Genomic DNA, 16158 nt, shown 5'->3' with positions numbered 1-16158 from the left:
ATGCTTAGTGTTAGATATTATTCGAGAGGAGACACCTCATGCAACGAGACTTGCAGAAAAAAATCAAAGAAGCGACATATCTGACGGCGGATAAGGCATGGAGCTATCGTCCGATTTTACGATATTTCTACATACAGCATGAACGGATGCGCGAGTTTTTGTATCCAGAAGAGATTTATGAATACCTGCAGCAATTCGTAGAATTTCAGGAATATACAATGGATATGCTTCACCAAGACTTAGATTCGCTCACTAAATGGGGCAACGTCATTGCAACGCAAGAACATAGAAAAGCTCGAACGATTGAAGAATATAAGAAAAAGAATTTCCGTTATCAATGTACCCCATACACGGTCGAGTTCGAGCGAATGATGATTCAACTGGAGCAACTTGGGGACAGTTTCGGCGGTTCGCTTGAGAAGACACAGTTTGAACGTCTTTATCAAGTACTTGAAAAGATTGGACGAGCGAACGGACAATCGGATGAAGAATGCGCACAACTTTGGGATGACGTCATGGAGTACTTTCGAAAAATCACACAGAACACTTCGGATTATATGGCCTATATCCATAGCGAAAAAGTGATTGAAAAGATGAAAACAGAGGCGTTTCTTGTTTATAAAGACCGTTTCACGACTTATTTACGTGACTTCATCATTGCCCTACAGCGAACGGCGATGCAAATTCAAGACGTGCTAACTGAATTGACTACGAAACGGATTGCGCCATTTCTTCAACAGGTGATGAACCACCAACATCAAACATTCCGTTTTGAAGAGGATCAGAAAGATGTAAATACGGACTTGATTGAGAAGTGGCAAAACTTAAGAGGATGGTTCCTCGGCACGATTCATGGTGAAAGCGAGTTTGAGCGTCTGCAGGAACGAACGAATGAGGCCATCCGTCGTATCACACGAATGGTGCAACGAATGAGCGAACGGCATCAACAGTTCCGAAGTCGACGTCGTGATTATGAACATTTGGCAAAGTGGTTCGACGGCATCGACACGATTGAGGAAGCCCATCAGCTGTCATCGGTCATATTCGGTGTCTTTCATACACGTCATCTTTACGGAGAGCAGGCCCCGACTGATGACATGTATGTAGATATATGGGATGAGGCACCAATGCAACATGTGACACAGCCTCGAACGAAACAATATAAAGAGTCAACCAAAGCGGGGGCCATCATCGATCGGTCTGATCAAATTGCAGAGATGCGACAACTCCATCTAAAGCAACTCGAAAAAGAAAGAGAATCTATCGAACGCTACATCAAGGAAGGTGTCATTTCAATCAAAACCCTTCCAGTCATTGAGCCGCATGTACGAAAGCTATTGTTGTCTTGGCTCGGTAAAGCGATGGTGCGGGAAGACCGGATTGTCAAAACAGAGTACGGTAGACGCGTGCGGGTAATGGTTGAAGAAGAACGTGTCGTCTTGCGAGCGACAGATGGTTCACTTGAGATGCCGAACGTAGAGTATCAGTTTATTGATGAAGAGGTGACGTCATGAGCGAGGAAGGAAAAGTAGATGAACGGATGCAGGATGCACTCGGAATTCTATTCGAACAATTTTGGGTGTTACGAACCGAGCAACCTGTTGTTTATCAAAAGATTCGTGAACGTGAACATCAGCTGAAGCGATACGTGACAGAAAAATTCGGTTTTGACATGATTGTACATCAACACTTCATCAAACTCGAGAAACTACCGGTCGATCCGAAGCCGTGGATGGGCATTCAGGCGTTCACTGAACCGATGGACTACGCCATTTTTTGCTGTGCGCTCGCATTTACCGAAAGTAAATCAGTTGATGAACAGTTTTTATTGTCACATATCACAGAAGATATTCAGGAGATGTATCCAGGTGACCTACCACTCGATTGGACGAACTATCGACACCGAAGATCACTCGTACGTGCTTTAAAACAATTGAATGAATTGAAATTGATTCGAGCGGTCGACGGGGATGTCGATTTGTTTGCGACGAACGAGACGGAAGAAGTGTTATACGAAGTGAGCGTTCACGCACGCTATTTCATGCGTTCCTATCCAGAAGACTTGTTTAACTACGAGACGATGGAAGACATCTTAACGAGTGAATGGAGTCGTCAAAAAGAAGATGAACGCCGAAAACGTGTATATCGTAAACTCATGTTCTCGCCTATCGTGTATCGAGAGTCAAACGATGATCCGGATTTTGCCTATATCCGAAACTTACGAAACCGATTGGCAGATGAATTTGAAAAATATACACCCTTCAGATTAGAAGTGTTCAAAAATGCAGCGATGCTGGTCTTGCCTGAACAAAAACAGCGGTATACGTTATTCCCGAATCAAAAAGGAGTGACAAGTGTCGCTTTGCATGTAGCGGATCATATTCGGAAACTTAATCTGTCCGTTAACGAGATGGGGGAGATTCGAATCACGATGCTCGAATTCGAACGGATTGTCGAGGCGGTTCAGCTTGAGTGGGGATCGGGTTGGGCGAAACAGTATCGGGAAGACTCGCCCAAAAAAATTGCGAACGAACTTGTCTCTTTCTTGCTGGAGTGGGAGTTCGGATATGTAGAGACGCATTCAGGTATCCTCGTCATTCAATCAGGATTCGGTCGCGCGACAGGTTATTATCCAGAAAAATTCGTAAAGGAGATCATGAATCAATGAGAGCAGAAAATCGTTGGCAAATGAACCGAGCGGGCTTGCTCAATTTTTGGTATTACACAGAAGAAACGTTCGATTTCTCGGATGGGAAGCTGTTGCTTCGAGGTAGTAATGGGTCAGGGAAATCGGTGACGATGCAAAGTCTTCTGACGGTATTACTCGACGGGAAGAAGTCACCAGACCGACTCGACCCATTCGGTTCAAAGGCTCGTAGAATGGAGGACTACTTACTCGGTGAGAAGGAAGTCGTTGACCGCGAAGAACGAACAGGTTATCTATTTATCGAATACAAGAAGGCCGAGACGAACCAATATGTGACGACTGGAATCGGACTTCAAGCAAAACGTGGGAAGCCGCTTAATTTCTGGGGATTCGTGATCACGGACAATCGCCGAATCAATATCGATATGGAGCTGTATAAACGAGACCGTCAAGGGGAACAAAGTAATAGAATTCCTTATTCGCGGGTCGAACTCGAGCGAGTCATTGGAGACGGCGGAAAGGTTGTGACGACACAGGGTGACTATATGCAACTTGTCAACAAGTATGTGTTCGGATTCGAATCAATCGATGCATATGAAGAGTTGATTAAGTTGCTCATTCAATTGCGTAGTCCAAAGCTGTCCAAAGATTTCCGGCCGACCGTCATTTACGAGATTCTCGAAGCGGCGCTTCCACCGTTATCTGATGACGACTTACGCCACCTATCCGATACGATCGAACAAATGGATCATACGAAACAGCAACTCGAACAGCTCGAGCGTGAGCTGAAGGCGTTACAAAAGTTGAGCCATACATACGACATCTACAACGAGCGTCACATGGCGGACATTGCTGCTGAGTACCGAATGGCGACCGAACGAGAGACGATAGAGGCACAAGAACTTGAGGATTTGCGTGAACTTCAAGCTTCAAGAACGCATGAGATTGAGACGTTGAAGCGGTTTATTCAAGAGCTAGAACAAGACAAAGCGACGGCTGAACGTCAACGCCAACGCTTGGCATCACATAAAGTCTGGAATTTAGAAGACGAGTTGAAGGATGAAAAGGAAGCGTTACAGCGGATCGAGGGCAATCATCAGCGTCAAGAAGAACGTCGGTCGAAGACGGTTAACAGAATCTTTGATGCGAAACAGCAACAAGATCAGGAACAGTTAAATTACCGTACGACGCTTCAAACGATTGATGACTTCATTGAAGATATGGCATATGATGCGGAACAGGCGGCGTTTGACCGCCATGAATTGAACGTCTCCGACTATCATCGTCTCAATCAAGATTTTGATTTTGCCATGTGGAAACAGGAAGTAAACGAACATACGGAACAGCTTGATAAAATAATAGAACAGATGCGAGCATTTGAAGAAACAAAACAAAGACTTCAATTGGAAAACAAGCAACTCGCTGACGAACAGCAAGCGCGTGATCAGAAAAAACACGAGCTAAATGATTGGAAACGGACATTCGAGCAAGACCTCGACCGCCATCTTGCAAATGTTTATCAATGGATTGATGCGCATCCAGAGTTTGATGTCGAGGGTGAGTCAGTCGGACAAATCGAGCGCACCCTGCGAAATGATTATGATCCTTCAACGTATGAGGAGGTATCGCGACTCGTTCAACCGTCCGTGGTCCATTATCAAAACCGGTTGCGTGAAAAAGCCGCAGCAAAGAAATCGGCTGAAGAGGAGATTCGGAAGGATATTCAAACCGTTGACACGATGTTAGCTGAATGGAAAGAGAAAGCGGAACCTGAACCAGATCTTCATCCGATGACAAAAGAATCTCGTGAACGAATGCGAGTTAAAGGGGTTGTCTTCGCACCTCTCTATGCGCTCGTTGAATTTAAAGACGTAGTGGAGGAAGACGTTCAAAAACGGATTGAGGCAGCATTGATTGACAGTGGGATGTTGGACGCCCTCATTACCGAGGTAGACGTCACACATGACCGAGTCTTATTGCCGGCACCACAAATGATGGTGCATACGTTAGCGGATTATTTGAAGCCGAGTCCTGGAGAAACAGGCATCACTTCAGACCGGATTGAGGACGTGCTTCGAAGCATCCTCATGGATGATGGGGAGACATCAATTGGAGAGGACGGGACGTATCGGCTCGGACAACTGAAAGGGCATGCGGTGCCCGTCGAACGTGTGCGCTTTCTCGGGCAAGATGCTCGACAACGATATCGCGAAGAAAAAATCGAACAATTGCAGTCTGAAATCGAACAACTTCAGATTGAACGCATGACATTGCGTGGAGAACAAGCAGAGCTGCGCCAACACATTGAATTAGCGGATACCGCATGGACTATGTTTCCGTCAGACCGCGATTTGCGGACGGGATATCAACAAATTCAGAATGTCGCTTTCGAGATTAAGAGTAAGGAGGATCGATGCCGCCAAATTGAAGAACTGTTAAAGCAGACGAGTGAACGTTTCGGCGTGTTGAAACGTGAAGTGTATACGTTGGCCGAACCGTTCAATTTGGAAAAAAACAAAGTAGCGTTCGAACATGCGAAGCGGTCGATGATGCATTATAAAGATGTATTGCGTGATGTGGAATTTCAACATGGAAAAGCGATGGTATCGCACAAACAACTCGCTATGATGGAGAAGAATATTAAAGAATTAGAAGAAGACCTTGTCGAATTGATGGGTGAGCTGAATGAACTCGAGGACAGGATAGAACGGGTTCAGAAGAACATTGCGACAATTGAGGAACAATTGGCGAGAGAGGGTGCTGACGATATCCGTCGCCAGATCCAATCCGTCCAAGCAGATTTGGTGCGAATCGAACAAGCATCGAAAGAATCGTTACAACTGGTCTCGATTCGACACGAACAATTCAAAGCGGGTACAGCTAAGTTAGATGATAAGCAACACCACCATATCTTGTCAGTACAGATGAGAAAAGCTTGGGAAACAGCACTAAAAGCAGAATGGAGACGAGGGATCGTTTCTTTAGAAGCAGAAGGAGACGACCCGATCACATTGTCTCGGAAGATTGAAGTAGCGTACGGAACGCGACTCACGAACAGTGCATCGAAGGCGGACGAACATTTATCGAAAGCGTTCATCGAGCAACAGAACGACCTGATGGAATATCGGATGCGGCACACCACTGAAGAACTAGCGCTTGAAGCGTGGATGTATGATGTCGACGACCGATTCAAACGGGAAATCGAAACGTGGCAACAAAAAACGGCCCGACGGATCATCTCGCTCGACTTACGGGGACAGCAGGCGAGCCCTCAGGCAGTCAAGCGAACGGTCGAAGAAGAGTTCGCGCGCCAAGAGAGTATTTTGAATGAGAGCGATCAGCAATTGTACGAAGAAATTCTTTTCAAGTCGGTCGGGACAAAACTCCGTTCTCGCATTCGTCGCGCTGAAGAATGGACTAGCGAAATGAACAAGTTGATGGAGAGTCGCAATACATCGTCTGGCTTGACGTTTTCGATCAAATGGAAACCGCGCACGGCAGGTAGTGAAGAAGAACTCGATACGAAAGACTTGGTCTATATTTTGAAACAAGATGCCAAGCTGTTGAAAGACGAAGACTTTGAGCGAATCACGCGTCACTTCCGTTCAAAATTAAATAAAGCGAAGCAGATGATCAAAGAGAATGGAGATGGACAAACGCTTTTGCAAGTGCTCCGTGAAGTGCTCGATTATCGAAAATGGTTCTCGTTCATCCTATACTTTGAACGAACAAATGAACCGAAGCGGGACTTATCGAACAATCACTTCTTTAAATTTAGCGGTGGAGAAAAAGCGATGGCGATGTACATCCCGCTCTTTGCAGCCTGCTATTCACGTTATAAAGAAGCAGCGGATACGGCACCGTATATCATCTCGCTCGATGAGGCGTTTGCGGGGGTCGATGAGAACAATATCCGTGAGATGTTCGAAATTGTCGAACAACTAGGTTTCGACTACATCATGAACTCGCAAATTCTGTGGGGGGATTACGATACAATCTCATCTCTCTCCGTTTGTGAGTTGTTGCGACCGAAGAATGCGGACTTTGTCACGGTCTTGCACTATGTTTGGGATGGGGAAAAACGGTATGCGAAAGAAGAGGCGATTCAATGAGGCGCCCCGTCGATGAAGCCGTACAGTATTTTAAAGAATCGGCGGAATTCTCACGTCTGTTTACGCAGTTTCGGAAGAAATACGCCTCGCTCGGAAAAGTAGGTGGTTCGGTTTCGATTCAATCGTTTAAACAAGTAGAGCTCGAGGCAATCGCTCGCTTTTTTGGAGAAGACATTTCCGCAATCCGCTCAAAAAAGACAGTGACGCTCCGAGCATTTGAGAAGAAACTGCAGACGACCAAGTTTGAAGGGGTAACGTTGTTCGACTTGCTCGAGGCGTATTTTAAAGAAGCGCTTGTGACGAAACAAGAAGCCCTCGCTCAGTTGGAAGGACAGAGAGCGGAACGTTTTCGTGAGCTCACATTGACGTACCCGAGTCTCGGATTTTGGTTCATCTACATCGAACAAAAGTCATCTGATACGCATTGGATCAATCGGATGCTTGGAACGGATCGGTTTGATCGGTATTGTAGACAGTTGACGCAAGCACTAGACGGGTTGCCGCTCGATTATGAGCGGCTACCAGTGTTTGGGCAACGAATCCTTGGCAATCCACATGTGTTCGATCGGACGACAGATCTCGGGAAGCTCCTCATCCATGCGCTGCATATTAAGCGCGGACAGGTCGGGGCACCACCGAGCGACACGGAGCGGGTGAACGAACTATTGTTGGAATTTAAGTTGTTACGGGATGACATTACCAATTTTGTGACGTGTGCGAATGTGACGGCGGAACGCGAAGGAACGGAGCATCCGATGTGGCATGGAGCGGCAGCAATGCATAGCGTCTTGAACGTGCCGATGCGTGAGCTGTTGAACGTAGACCGGGTGAGACCAAGCCGAGGACATACCGTGTGGATCGTCGAGAACTCCGGTGTGTTCTCAAGCTTACTCGATGACGTGCCAGATGCACCGCTCGTCTGTACACACGGGCAGTTCAAACTCGCGGCGTATCGGTTACTCGACATGCTCGTCGCATCAGGTTGTCAGTTGAAATATGCTGGAGACTTTGACCCGGAAGGATTGCAGATGGCATCAAGATTGAAACAACGCTACGGGGATAGGCTGGATTACTGGTGTATGGGCTTGGAGAGTTATGTGGCGTCTGAGCCGAGTGTTGAGTTGGATGAGGAACGATTGGTGAAGCTAGGACGGATTACGGATATTGAGTTGCAACACGTGGTGGAAGAGATGAAACGGGTAAAAAAAGCAGGATATCAGGAGGCATTGCTGGAGACAATGACAAAAGATATGACTTAAAAAATTTGAAGATATATTTCTAAAAGAGAGATGGAACCGACTCACGTCGGAACGATTTTCTCTTTTCTTTTTGCTTGAAAGAACTATTCGATAGTGTCCAAGCGGGCACTGCCCTTTGTTTACCTTCTTAGATGTGCACATAAGATAATAAAGAAAAGATTTGGAAAGGAGAAAGAGCATGGAAATCGATCAAGTCCTACGCTTTAAGCACCGAGACGAGTTTCGGAAATGGCTAGAGGGGAATTCAGATGAACAGTCGTTTTGTTGGGTGATTCTGAGTCGGAAAAATAGAGAGGACGGATTACTCTACTTAGATGCCGTCGAAGAAGCGTTATGCTTTGGATGGATTGATGGGATTGCGAAAAAGACGGCTGACGGAGAATTGGCACAGCGCTTCTCACCGAGACGAAAACGGAGCAACTGGACCGAACTGAACAAAGAACGCGTTCGTCGATTACAGCGACTTGGTTTGATGGATGACCGTGGATTACGTGTTCTGCCCGACATGAGCAGTGAGTCGTTTGTGATTGATCAAGAAGTCATGATGCGCCTGCAGGAAGACGCGCAAGTATTCAAACAGTTCATGGACTTTCCTGAATTATATCGTCGCATTCGGATTGATACGATTCAAAGTGTCCGCGAAGACCGAGAGACGTATTTGAGACGACTCGATAAACTGATTGAGAAAACGAAAGCCAATGAGATGTACGGGCAATGGAATGATGATGGACGCTTGATCGAGTAATGGAAAAAAAGGGTGCCGCCTTTAAAATCAAAGCGACACCCGGTTTCAATCAATCCGTTTGTTTTCGGTTATACATCACAATACTTCCGACGAACACGACGAGCGCCCAGGCGGACAGAATCAAAAGTTCCACCCATGTAGAGCCGAGTCCAGCACCGGCCTCGATTTGATGCGCGAGGTCGATCAAGACGATGTTCGGCAAATACTCGAGTAAACCGATGATAGAGAAACGGTCCTCGTATACCAACAACATCGGTGAGAACGAGAAGAAGAAAAACGCCGGCATGACGATGAGCGAAGCTTCCATGACCGTCTTCGTCATCAATCCGAGAATCGTCCCAATCCCGATATAAAAGAACGTCGAGACGATCAATGCGAGTGAGATGACGAGTAGGTTCGCAGGACTGTATCCCATGATAAAGGCACACGCCGCGATAAGGATGAGCGTGGTCACGAACGTGAGCGCACTCTTCCCGAGCAAGATGTCGAGCGTGCTCGCCGGCGATAACATCAGCCCACGGAGTGTGTTCTTCTCTTTCTCTTCGGCGATTAAGGCACACTGGACGAACGTCGCAACCAGGCTGAACGTGATATTGATGACAAAGTAAGTCACGTCGATGCCTCCTCCGCCGAGCTGTGAATAGAAGACGGCGAAGAACAGCGGCATGATTAGCGTCGAGGAGACGAATAAGTTCCGCGACAAGTCTTTATAGTCTTTCTGGAAAATGGCGAGTGCCCGTTTCATTGAAAATGTCATGATAATTTCCTCCCCGTTACTTCGATAAAGATATCCTCGAGCGTCGGCTCGTTCGAATGGATGGCCGCGATGTTTTGATTGCGCATCTGTTCATGAAGCCAGTCGGCCCCATCATTTCCTTGTTTCAATTCAACCGTTTCCCCGTCATGCAGTTCGACGCGCATCGAGCCGTTCGCATATTTCCGGCGCAATCGTTTCGGGGCGTCGAGCAATTGAATCTGCCCTTGATGTAAGAAGGCGACGCGGTCGCACAGTTCCTCGGCCTCATTCATGTCGTGCGTCGTCAAGAAGATGGTCGTCCCTTTTGCCTTCAGCCGTTCGATCCCTTTATAAATGTGGCGCGAGTTGACCGGGTCGAGCGCCGACGTCGGCTCATCTAAAAACAACAGTTCCGGTTCATGTAACAACGCCCGGGCCAGTGTCACCCGTTGCAGCATCCCGCGTGATAAGGCAGAGATGCGTTTTTTACGTTCCCCGGTCAAGTTCACCGTTTGGAGCACATCATCGATGCGTGTGCGTGGTTCGTCGTATAGGTCGCAATAGAGTTGCAAGTTCTCTTCGATGGAGAGGCGCGTGTATAGGCCGCTGTTGTCGGTCAACACGCCGATCCGCTTCCGGTACTGTTCTTGTTTCAACTCCGAGACCGGGACGCCGAATACGGTTGCGTCACCTGATGTCTGCGCGAGTTGGGACGTTAAGATTTTGATGGTCGTCGTCTTCCCAGACCCACTCGGTCCAAGGAAGCCGAACACTTCTCCCTTGCCGACAGAAAACGTCACGTCGCGTAACGCCTCTTCATTGCCGAATAGCTTTTTTAATCCGTTCACTTGAATGATTGAGTCCATTCTCGTTCCTCCTCATCGATGTCGTCTTGCTTGCTTACATCATATCGAGGAGGAGAGGCGGGTGCATTAGAATGGCGGTAACTGGCGCTTTTCGGGGAGTGAGTGGAGCAAATGTAACGGTGAATGGAGCCTATTTCAGCCCGATCATCGTCTTCAATTCGGCCATTTTCGTCTTCGAGAGCGGGATGGTCGTTTTCGCTGAATCATCGAGTACGAGGCTGAAACTGTTCTTCGTATAGGTGATGACTTCCCTCACTCGTTGAAGGTTGACGATATACGACCGATGGCAGCGGAAGAAGCCGTATGGGGTCAGACGCGTCTCGAGCTCGTTCATCGTGAAGACGCTCGGGAACTGCTCGGACTGACTGTGCAATACGGATTGTCCGTCCTGACTTTCGATGTAGTCGATTTCCGGCGGATCGAGCAAGACGATTTTCTCGTTCACTTTCGTCGGAATCTTCTCGAAGCGGACGTGCATGACCTCTGGCGTGACGTCTTCATTCGTATCCGGTTCATCTGGTTCCACATCAAGTAAGCGCAAGTGTCGATGGTCGATGCGATAGACAGTCGACGTGACGAAGAGGGCGCTCTCCATGTTGCTCGTCAGGAGCAGGATGGCTTTTTGTTGCTGCTTCAGTTGCATCAAAACAGCCGCGAACAAGTGCCGTGTTTCTTGGTCGACGTTTTGATCCGGTTCTTCAAGCACATAGATGTCCCGATTATGTAAGAGCAGCGCCGCATATTGGACGCGCCGGACGAGAGACAAGCTGAGCCGGTTCAATCGTTTGTTCCGATATGGGGTGAGTTGAACGGTTTGCAGGACGATATCCAGCGATTCCGTCGATTCGTAAAGCGTGTGCGTAAATCGCAAGTACTCCTCGACCGTCAGCCGTTCATACAATCCGTCACGGATGGAGAAGACAGAGAGCGTACGATTCGCTGTATCGATGTTTCCGGAGTAGTTTGCGTGCGAGTCCGTCAATAGCGCGAACAATATTTCCCGGGAAGTGATGCCGCAGTGGATGGCTGCGATTTCACCCGGATTGATGGTGAACGAGATATTTTCAAGGATGAGCGTGTCTTGTTGGCGAACAGAGACGTTGTCGAAAGTAAGCACCGAATCCCTCCCTTTTTAGTGGGATTATATCATTTGGATACGCTGTTACTACGAACTCTTCGATTAAATTTGAAGAATATTTATAAACAATATCCTTTGTGCGTAATTAGGACATGATTATAAAAATTCTATCTTCAATTTCGTGAAAAGAGTAATTTACAGGGAATATAAGAAACAAATGATATGAAAGGAGCTTGCTTATGTATGAGCGAGAAATCCGTCACGACGGCTTACGTAAATTTCGAATAATCAGAGGGAAGTCTATGTATGAAATTGATCAGAAAGCGGAAATGCAGTTAAAGATTTGGGAAGATCAGTGGAATAAAGTGATAAAAAAAGAAGAGGAATTGAAACAAAAAACCAACAGAAGAGCGATTGCACAGTTAATGTCCAAAAAGTTGAAGGATGAACGAACAGTTGCAGAAGATTATCTTCAACGTGTAATCAAACGAGCACGCAATGAAAATTTAAAAGATAATCTCACTCTAAAAACTTTTACTGTGAAAGAGCCTTCTTCTCCAACTCTCGAGGAAATTCGGAACGCACCTGATCCCTCAGCTCAAGTTTATCAACCTATGTATAACTTTATCGAGGAATTACTTCCGTTTTTAGCACCAGGGAAAAAACAAGAAGCTCAGCTTAGATACAATAAAGAAAAAAATATTTGGTTAGCTGAAAAAGATCAAATCGATGCAAGAAACGAGGAAACTCTAAGCGAATATCGAGAGAAGTTTCAAAAATGGAGTCGGGAAAAAGAAGCTTTTGAAAAAGCAGAACAAAAGAGATTCAATCATGTACACAAGGTTTTTGAAGACTATAAATTTTATAGAGATGAGAGTATAGAGTCTTACTTTGACTTTATATTAAATCATTTTATTTTACTGGATTATATCCCAATCCAACGTACAACCAAGTATTTGAAGGAGACAAAAACTCTTTATATTGAGCAGTATTTACCGACAGTTAAAGACATGACGAATGTTAAAGAGGTTAAGTATGTGGTTGAAGGAGATGATTTTTTAGAGGTTCGGGTATCTGAAAAATACCTAAATGAACTCTATGACCGGCTACTGTATTCATATTTGCTTAGCATGATTCATTTGATTTTTAAATATGATGAGAGACATGATATTGAATCTGTAGCTATTAATGGTTATGTGGATTCTATTAATACAGGAACTGGAAAGACAGAGACGTTATGCATATCTTCTTTGTTTGTGTCTCGAGAAGAATTTTTAGATATTAATTTAGAGATGGTCAATCCTAAAGTATGTTTTAAACAGTTGAAAGGAATCGGTAGTAGTAAACTTTATTCTCTCACCGCAGTCGCACCGGTCATTAAAATGGACTGGAATGATAATAGGATTGTGGAAGGTAAGGATACAATTCACGAATTAGAAGAAACAACAAATTTAGCTTCTATGGATTGGCAGGATTTCGAACATCTGATTCGTGAAATATTTGAAAAAGAGTTTAGTAAAAATGGTGGAGAAGTAAGAATCACACAAGCAAGTCGAGATGGTGGAGTTGATGCGATAGCCTTTGACCCGGATCCTTTACGAGGAGGTAAGATAGTTATTCAAGCAAAAAGGTATACAAATACTGTAGGAGTGTCTGCTGTTCGTGACTTATACGGGACAGTGATGAATGAAGGTGCTATTAAAGGGATTTTAGTATCTACTGCAGACTATGGTCCGGATGCCTATAATTTTGTTAAAGATAAGCCATTAACATTGTTAAATGGAAGTAACTTATTATATTTGTTAGAAAATCATGGGCATAAAGCGATTATTGATTTGCAGGCAGCAAAGAACGAAAAAAACAGAATGTAGTACAGCGATACTGACAGGTAATCACGGATATCGAAGTTAAGCAAGATATTCTCCCTTAGCTATGATCAGTTAACTTTCTACTGGTGTCGAATTGTTATTCGATGCCAGTTTTTTTAGTTATTATGTACAGCAATTTGTAATTAGAAAATAGGATGATTGATATTCATAAATTAAGAAATTTGAACTACTATTTTTCATCTCATTTTAAAGAATTCACCTAATTTATAAATATTGAAAAATCGATAAGATGCATTATTTGGTAAAATGAGGATATCAAATGACGTAGGGGTGCAAGGCATGAAGGCAGTTTTAGAAAGTGAACAGCAACGACTTGATACCTTTTGTATGGTAATCGAGTCTCATCTAAATGGGAAGACAGCAGGAGACAAACCGGGTCTTGAGTCAAGCGACTATGAAATGATTGACATGCGGAGGCATTCACGTCAATCAGAAAGTGCACAGGAACGACAACGATACAAAGACGCGCTGAAAGAGTTATATTCGTTTACATTCGTCATTGAGGACGAAGGCGAAGAAGAGGTTTATCCAGTCGGAAAATTCGGAGTAGCACATCCTCGTTCACCTGAGATTCCGCTCGTTCTAGACTGGCGGAGTGAGGTGGCGATGCGTGCGTCCATGTTTAATGGAGAGACGATTGAGACGCCTGGTGGTGATATCGTTGGAATGACACAGCTCGAGCTTGATCGAAGACAACGACGTGTCATTCAGGCAAATCATCGTCGTGCTCCAAAACGGCAATCGAGCTCACTGACAAAACGATTTACCGAACAAATCAAATCGACATTCAAAAAGCCGGAGACGGTGCCTGAAGTCCCAGAAGAGAGTTTTATGGAGCAAGAGTTGACGAAGAAACAAAAAGATCGCTCTATCGATGGATTCATCGCAACGCGGCAAGCCGAACAGAACCACATTATCCAGGCACCAGTGAATACATATATGATTGTCCAAGGGGCGGCCGGGACCGGAAAGTCGTTGACGGCGCTACATCGTATGTCTTATTTGCAGTATCAAGACGAGCGTCGGAAGATGCTTTATTTGGCTCCGAATGAGGCGACGATTCATCAACTGTTGAAGGACGCGGAGCATTTACAAATTCAATCGGTGTCGACAATGACGTTTGATGATTTTGCGGTTCAATTGAACAAAAAGTTTTTAAATCAGAACGGTCATTTGGAATTGCTTCCGCTATATGAATCAAGCCATTTAATCAAGTGGGTGGATGAGGCGTTGGCAGAATGGAACGAAGACATCTGTGAAACGCTTTTTAGTTATGAACCAATTCATGAGTTAGTCAACTTACATGAGAGAGCAATTGATATCTGGATGTCAGGAAAAGGAACGTTTCACGAAAAGAGATTGCGGATTCTCCAAACGATTCGAAGTGAACTTGAAAAAATTCATATTTTAAATAAACAAGATTACGAACAAGAATATATTGAAACAGCTTCGACGTGGACAAAATATTTGTATGATGAAAAGCGTCAAAAATTAAGTGAGTTGATGAAGGAGAGTTTTGAAAATCGATTACTATCCGAAAAGAAAAAACGAGAAGCTTTTTTAAACTTTTGGAGTGATATTTTAAGAATTGATGCCGAAACGGTTTGGAAAATGCTAAAAAATCCATTGATGCTTGACCATATGAAAGTAGACGTTGATGAGACTCTATTGAAGGCATGGCACAAATATAAATCTCCGACAAGGCTAGATCTCTTCCTTTGGATGTATCTTCATTATGAAACGAACGGATATCCTGAAAAATGGAGCCATCTCTTTGTGGACGAAGCACAGACGCTTCGTCCGCTCGATTTAATGGTGCTTGAGAAAATCTGCCACGGGATGACTGTGTTCGGAGATACGTTACAAAGTTATCAAGAGTTGGACATGGAGTCGTGGGATGCGATTCAAACTAATGGAACGTCAAAATGGCACATAGAGTATTTAACTAAAGCATTCCGAACGACGAAACCAATTATTAATTTTGCTAAAGAAATACTGTATGACTCAGATCACGATACGACATGGATTGATCCATTTAATCGAGATGGGCAACCTATAGAATTTCTAGTCACGAAGAAAAGTCGAGAGATAAAAGACGTGCTAGCTCGTTGGCGAGAACAGCAATTTACAATTTGTATAATCACACCGACATTAGAACGTGCACAGTTCTTACATGCGAAACTTAATTTACGTACTCAAATAATTTTGTCTGACACTACTAAAGTTGGAGATGAAATTGTTATTTCTACGGTAGACTACTTACGTGGTATGGAATTTGATGCAGTACTTTTAATGGATGTTGATCAAGATAGCTATCCTGAATTCCCCCAAGAAGCGCGACGGTTATATGTCTCGTTGACTCGGGCGTTACATGAAGTAGTGGTTCATACGACAGAGGAATATTCATCGTTGTTCAGAAGTATAGTATTTAATAACAGGAAGAGAAAGCAGGTACAGATATGAACGAAGTGCAACGACTGATGGACAAAGTGATTGAATTCCGTGACGAGCGCGATTGGGCGTTCCATCATAACCCGAAAGACTTGGCATTATCGTTATCGCTCGAGGCGAGCGAACTGTTGGAGTTGTTCCAATGGGTGTCGAGCGAAGAAGCGCTCGAGACGAAACACGTCGAGATGAAAGAAGAGCTCGCGGATGTCCTCATCTATGCGCTCACGTTCGCTCATGCGGCAGGGATTGATGTGTCGCAGGCGATTGAAGAGAAGCTTGAGAAAAACGCAGTGAAGTATCCGAGTCCGAACGCCTAAGCTGCAATCGACCGATTAACCCTGACCATTATTTTCACTACTTCTTGATGTGAAATCG

The 16158-nt window shown here is 44.9% G+C and carries 11 protein-coding genes; 8 read left to right on the top strand and 3 right to left on the bottom strand.

Annotated elements, in window-relative coordinates; translation table 11 throughout:
• Positions 1-38: 38 nt before the first annotated feature.
• From KNP85_RS13720 to KNP85_RS13700, 5 genes are all read left to right on the top strand, one after another.
• Positions 39-1514, top strand: a complete 1476-nt coding sequence (locus KNP85_RS13720; protein WP_214803618.1) for a TIGR02677 family protein — start codon at positions 39-41, stop codon at positions 1512-1514.
• Positions 1511-2668, top strand: coding sequence for a TIGR02678 family protein (locus tag KNP85_RS13715; protein ID WP_214803614.1), 1158 nt, complete (start codon positions 1511-1513; stop codon positions 2666-2668). Before KNP85_RS13720 ends, KNP85_RS13715 begins: the two co-directional genes overlap by 4 nt.
• Positions 2665-6759: a TIGR02680 family protein gene (locus KNP85_RS13710; RefSeq protein ID WP_214803613.1), complete on the top strand. Its 4095-nt coding sequence runs from the start codon at positions 2665-2667 to the stop codon at positions 6757-6759. The genes KNP85_RS13715 and KNP85_RS13710 overlap by 4 nt, the downstream gene beginning before the upstream one ends.
• Entirely contained in the window at positions 6756-8018 is a 1263-nt protein-coding gene (locus KNP85_RS13705) for a TIGR02679 family protein (protein WP_214803610.1), read from the top strand. Before KNP85_RS13710 ends, KNP85_RS13705 begins: the two co-directional genes overlap by 4 nt.
• A gap of 178 nt (positions 8019-8196) precedes the next feature.
• Entirely contained in the window at positions 8197-8763 is a 567-nt protein-coding gene (locus KNP85_RS13700) for a YdeI/OmpD-associated family protein (RefSeq protein ID WP_214803607.1), read from the top strand.
• Between the two features lie 49 nt (positions 8764-8812).
• Here the strand turns inward: KNP85_RS13700 and KNP85_RS13695 are convergent, their stop codons facing one another.
• The 3 genes from KNP85_RS13695 to KNP85_RS15930 all read right to left on the bottom strand — a co-directional run bounded on the left by KNP85_RS13695 (position 8813) and on the right by KNP85_RS15930 (position 11482).
• Positions 8813-9520 carry an ABC transporter permease gene (locus tag KNP85_RS13695; RefSeq protein WP_214803604.1) on the bottom strand — a complete coding sequence of 236 codons (708 nt, stop codon included), beginning with the start codon at positions 9518-9520 and terminating at the stop codon, positions 8813-8815.
• Positions 9517-10365 (bottom strand): ABC transporter ATP-binding protein, encoded by an 849-nt coding sequence (locus KNP85_RS13690; protein WP_214803601.1) that lies wholly within the window; start codon positions 10363-10365, stop codon positions 9517-9519. The genes KNP85_RS13695 and KNP85_RS13690 overlap by 4 nt, the downstream gene beginning before the upstream one ends.
• Positions 10366-10495: 130 nt before the next feature.
• Complete coding sequence (locus tag KNP85_RS15930) at positions 10496-11482, bottom strand: LytTR family transcriptional regulator DNA-binding domain-containing protein (protein ID WP_214803598.1); 987 nt, start codon at positions 11480-11482, stop codon at positions 10496-10498.
• Between the two features lie 200 nt (positions 11483-11682).
• On the opposite strand from KNP85_RS15930, the gene KNP85_RS13680 reads away from it, so the two are divergent.
• The 3 genes from KNP85_RS13680 (at position 11683) to KNP85_RS13670 (ending at position 16100) form a co-directional block, all read left to right on the top strand.
• Positions 11683-13314: a restriction endonuclease gene (locus KNP85_RS13680; RefSeq protein ID WP_214803595.1), complete on the top strand. Its 1632-nt coding sequence runs from the start codon at positions 11683-11685 to the stop codon at positions 13312-13314.
• A 297-nt stretch (positions 13315-13611) separates the two neighbouring features.
• Positions 13612-15795, top strand: a complete 2184-nt coding sequence (locus KNP85_RS13675; protein ID WP_214803592.1) for a UvrD-helicase domain-containing protein — start codon at positions 13612-13614, stop codon at positions 15793-15795.
• Entirely contained in the window at positions 15792-16100 is a 309-nt protein-coding gene (locus tag KNP85_RS13670; protein WP_034781437.1) for a nucleotide pyrophosphohydrolase, read from the top strand. Before KNP85_RS13675 ends, KNP85_RS13670 begins: the two co-directional genes overlap by 4 nt.
• The last annotated feature ends 58 nt before the right edge of the window (positions 16101-16158 follow it).

It is taken from the genome of Exiguobacterium sp. s194, assembly GCF_018618275.1.
Lineage (GTDB): Bacteria > Bacillota > Bacilli > Exiguobacteriales > Exiguobacteriaceae > Exiguobacterium > Exiguobacterium chiriqhucha.
This window is presented reverse-complemented; position numbering and strand designations above follow the sequence as displayed.

Bases quoted from the DNA above. Each gene is read 5' to 3' on its own strand.
- KNP85_RS13720 (WP_214803618.1), top strand. From the start codon at position 39: ATGCAACGAGACTTGCAGAAAAAAATCAAAGAAGCGACATATCTGACG.
- KNP85_RS13715 (WP_214803614.1), top strand. From the start codon at position 1,511: ATGAGCGAGGAAGGAAAAGTAGATGAACGGATGCAGGATGCACTCGGA.
- KNP85_RS13710 (WP_214803613.1), top strand. From the start codon at position 2,665: ATGAGAGCAGAAAATCGTTGGCAAATGAACCGAGCGGGCTTGCTCAAT.
- KNP85_RS13705 (WP_214803610.1), top strand. From the start codon at position 6,756: ATGAGGCGCCCCGTCGATGAAGCCGTACAGTATTTTAAAGAATCGGCG.
- KNP85_RS13700 (WP_214803607.1), top strand. From the start codon at position 8,197: ATGGAAATCGATCAAGTCCTACGCTTTAAGCACCGAGACGAGTTTCGG.
- KNP85_RS13695 (WP_214803604.1), bottom strand. From the start codon at position 9,520: ATGACATTTTCAATGAAACGGGCACTCGCCATTTTCCAGAAAGACTAT.
- KNP85_RS13690 (WP_214803601.1), bottom strand. From the start codon at position 10,365: ATGGACTCAATCATTCAAGTGAACGGATTAAAAAAGCTATTCGGCAAT.
- KNP85_RS13680 (WP_214803595.1), top strand. From the start codon at position 11,683: ATGTATGAGCGAGAAATCCGTCACGACGGCTTACGTAAATTTCGAATA.
- KNP85_RS13675 (WP_214803592.1), top strand. From the start codon at position 13,612: ATGAAGGCAGTTTTAGAAAGTGAACAGCAACGACTTGATACCTTTTGT.
- KNP85_RS13670 (WP_034781437.1), top strand. From the start codon at position 15,792: ATGAACGAAGTGCAACGACTGATGGACAAAGTGATTGAATTCCGTGAC.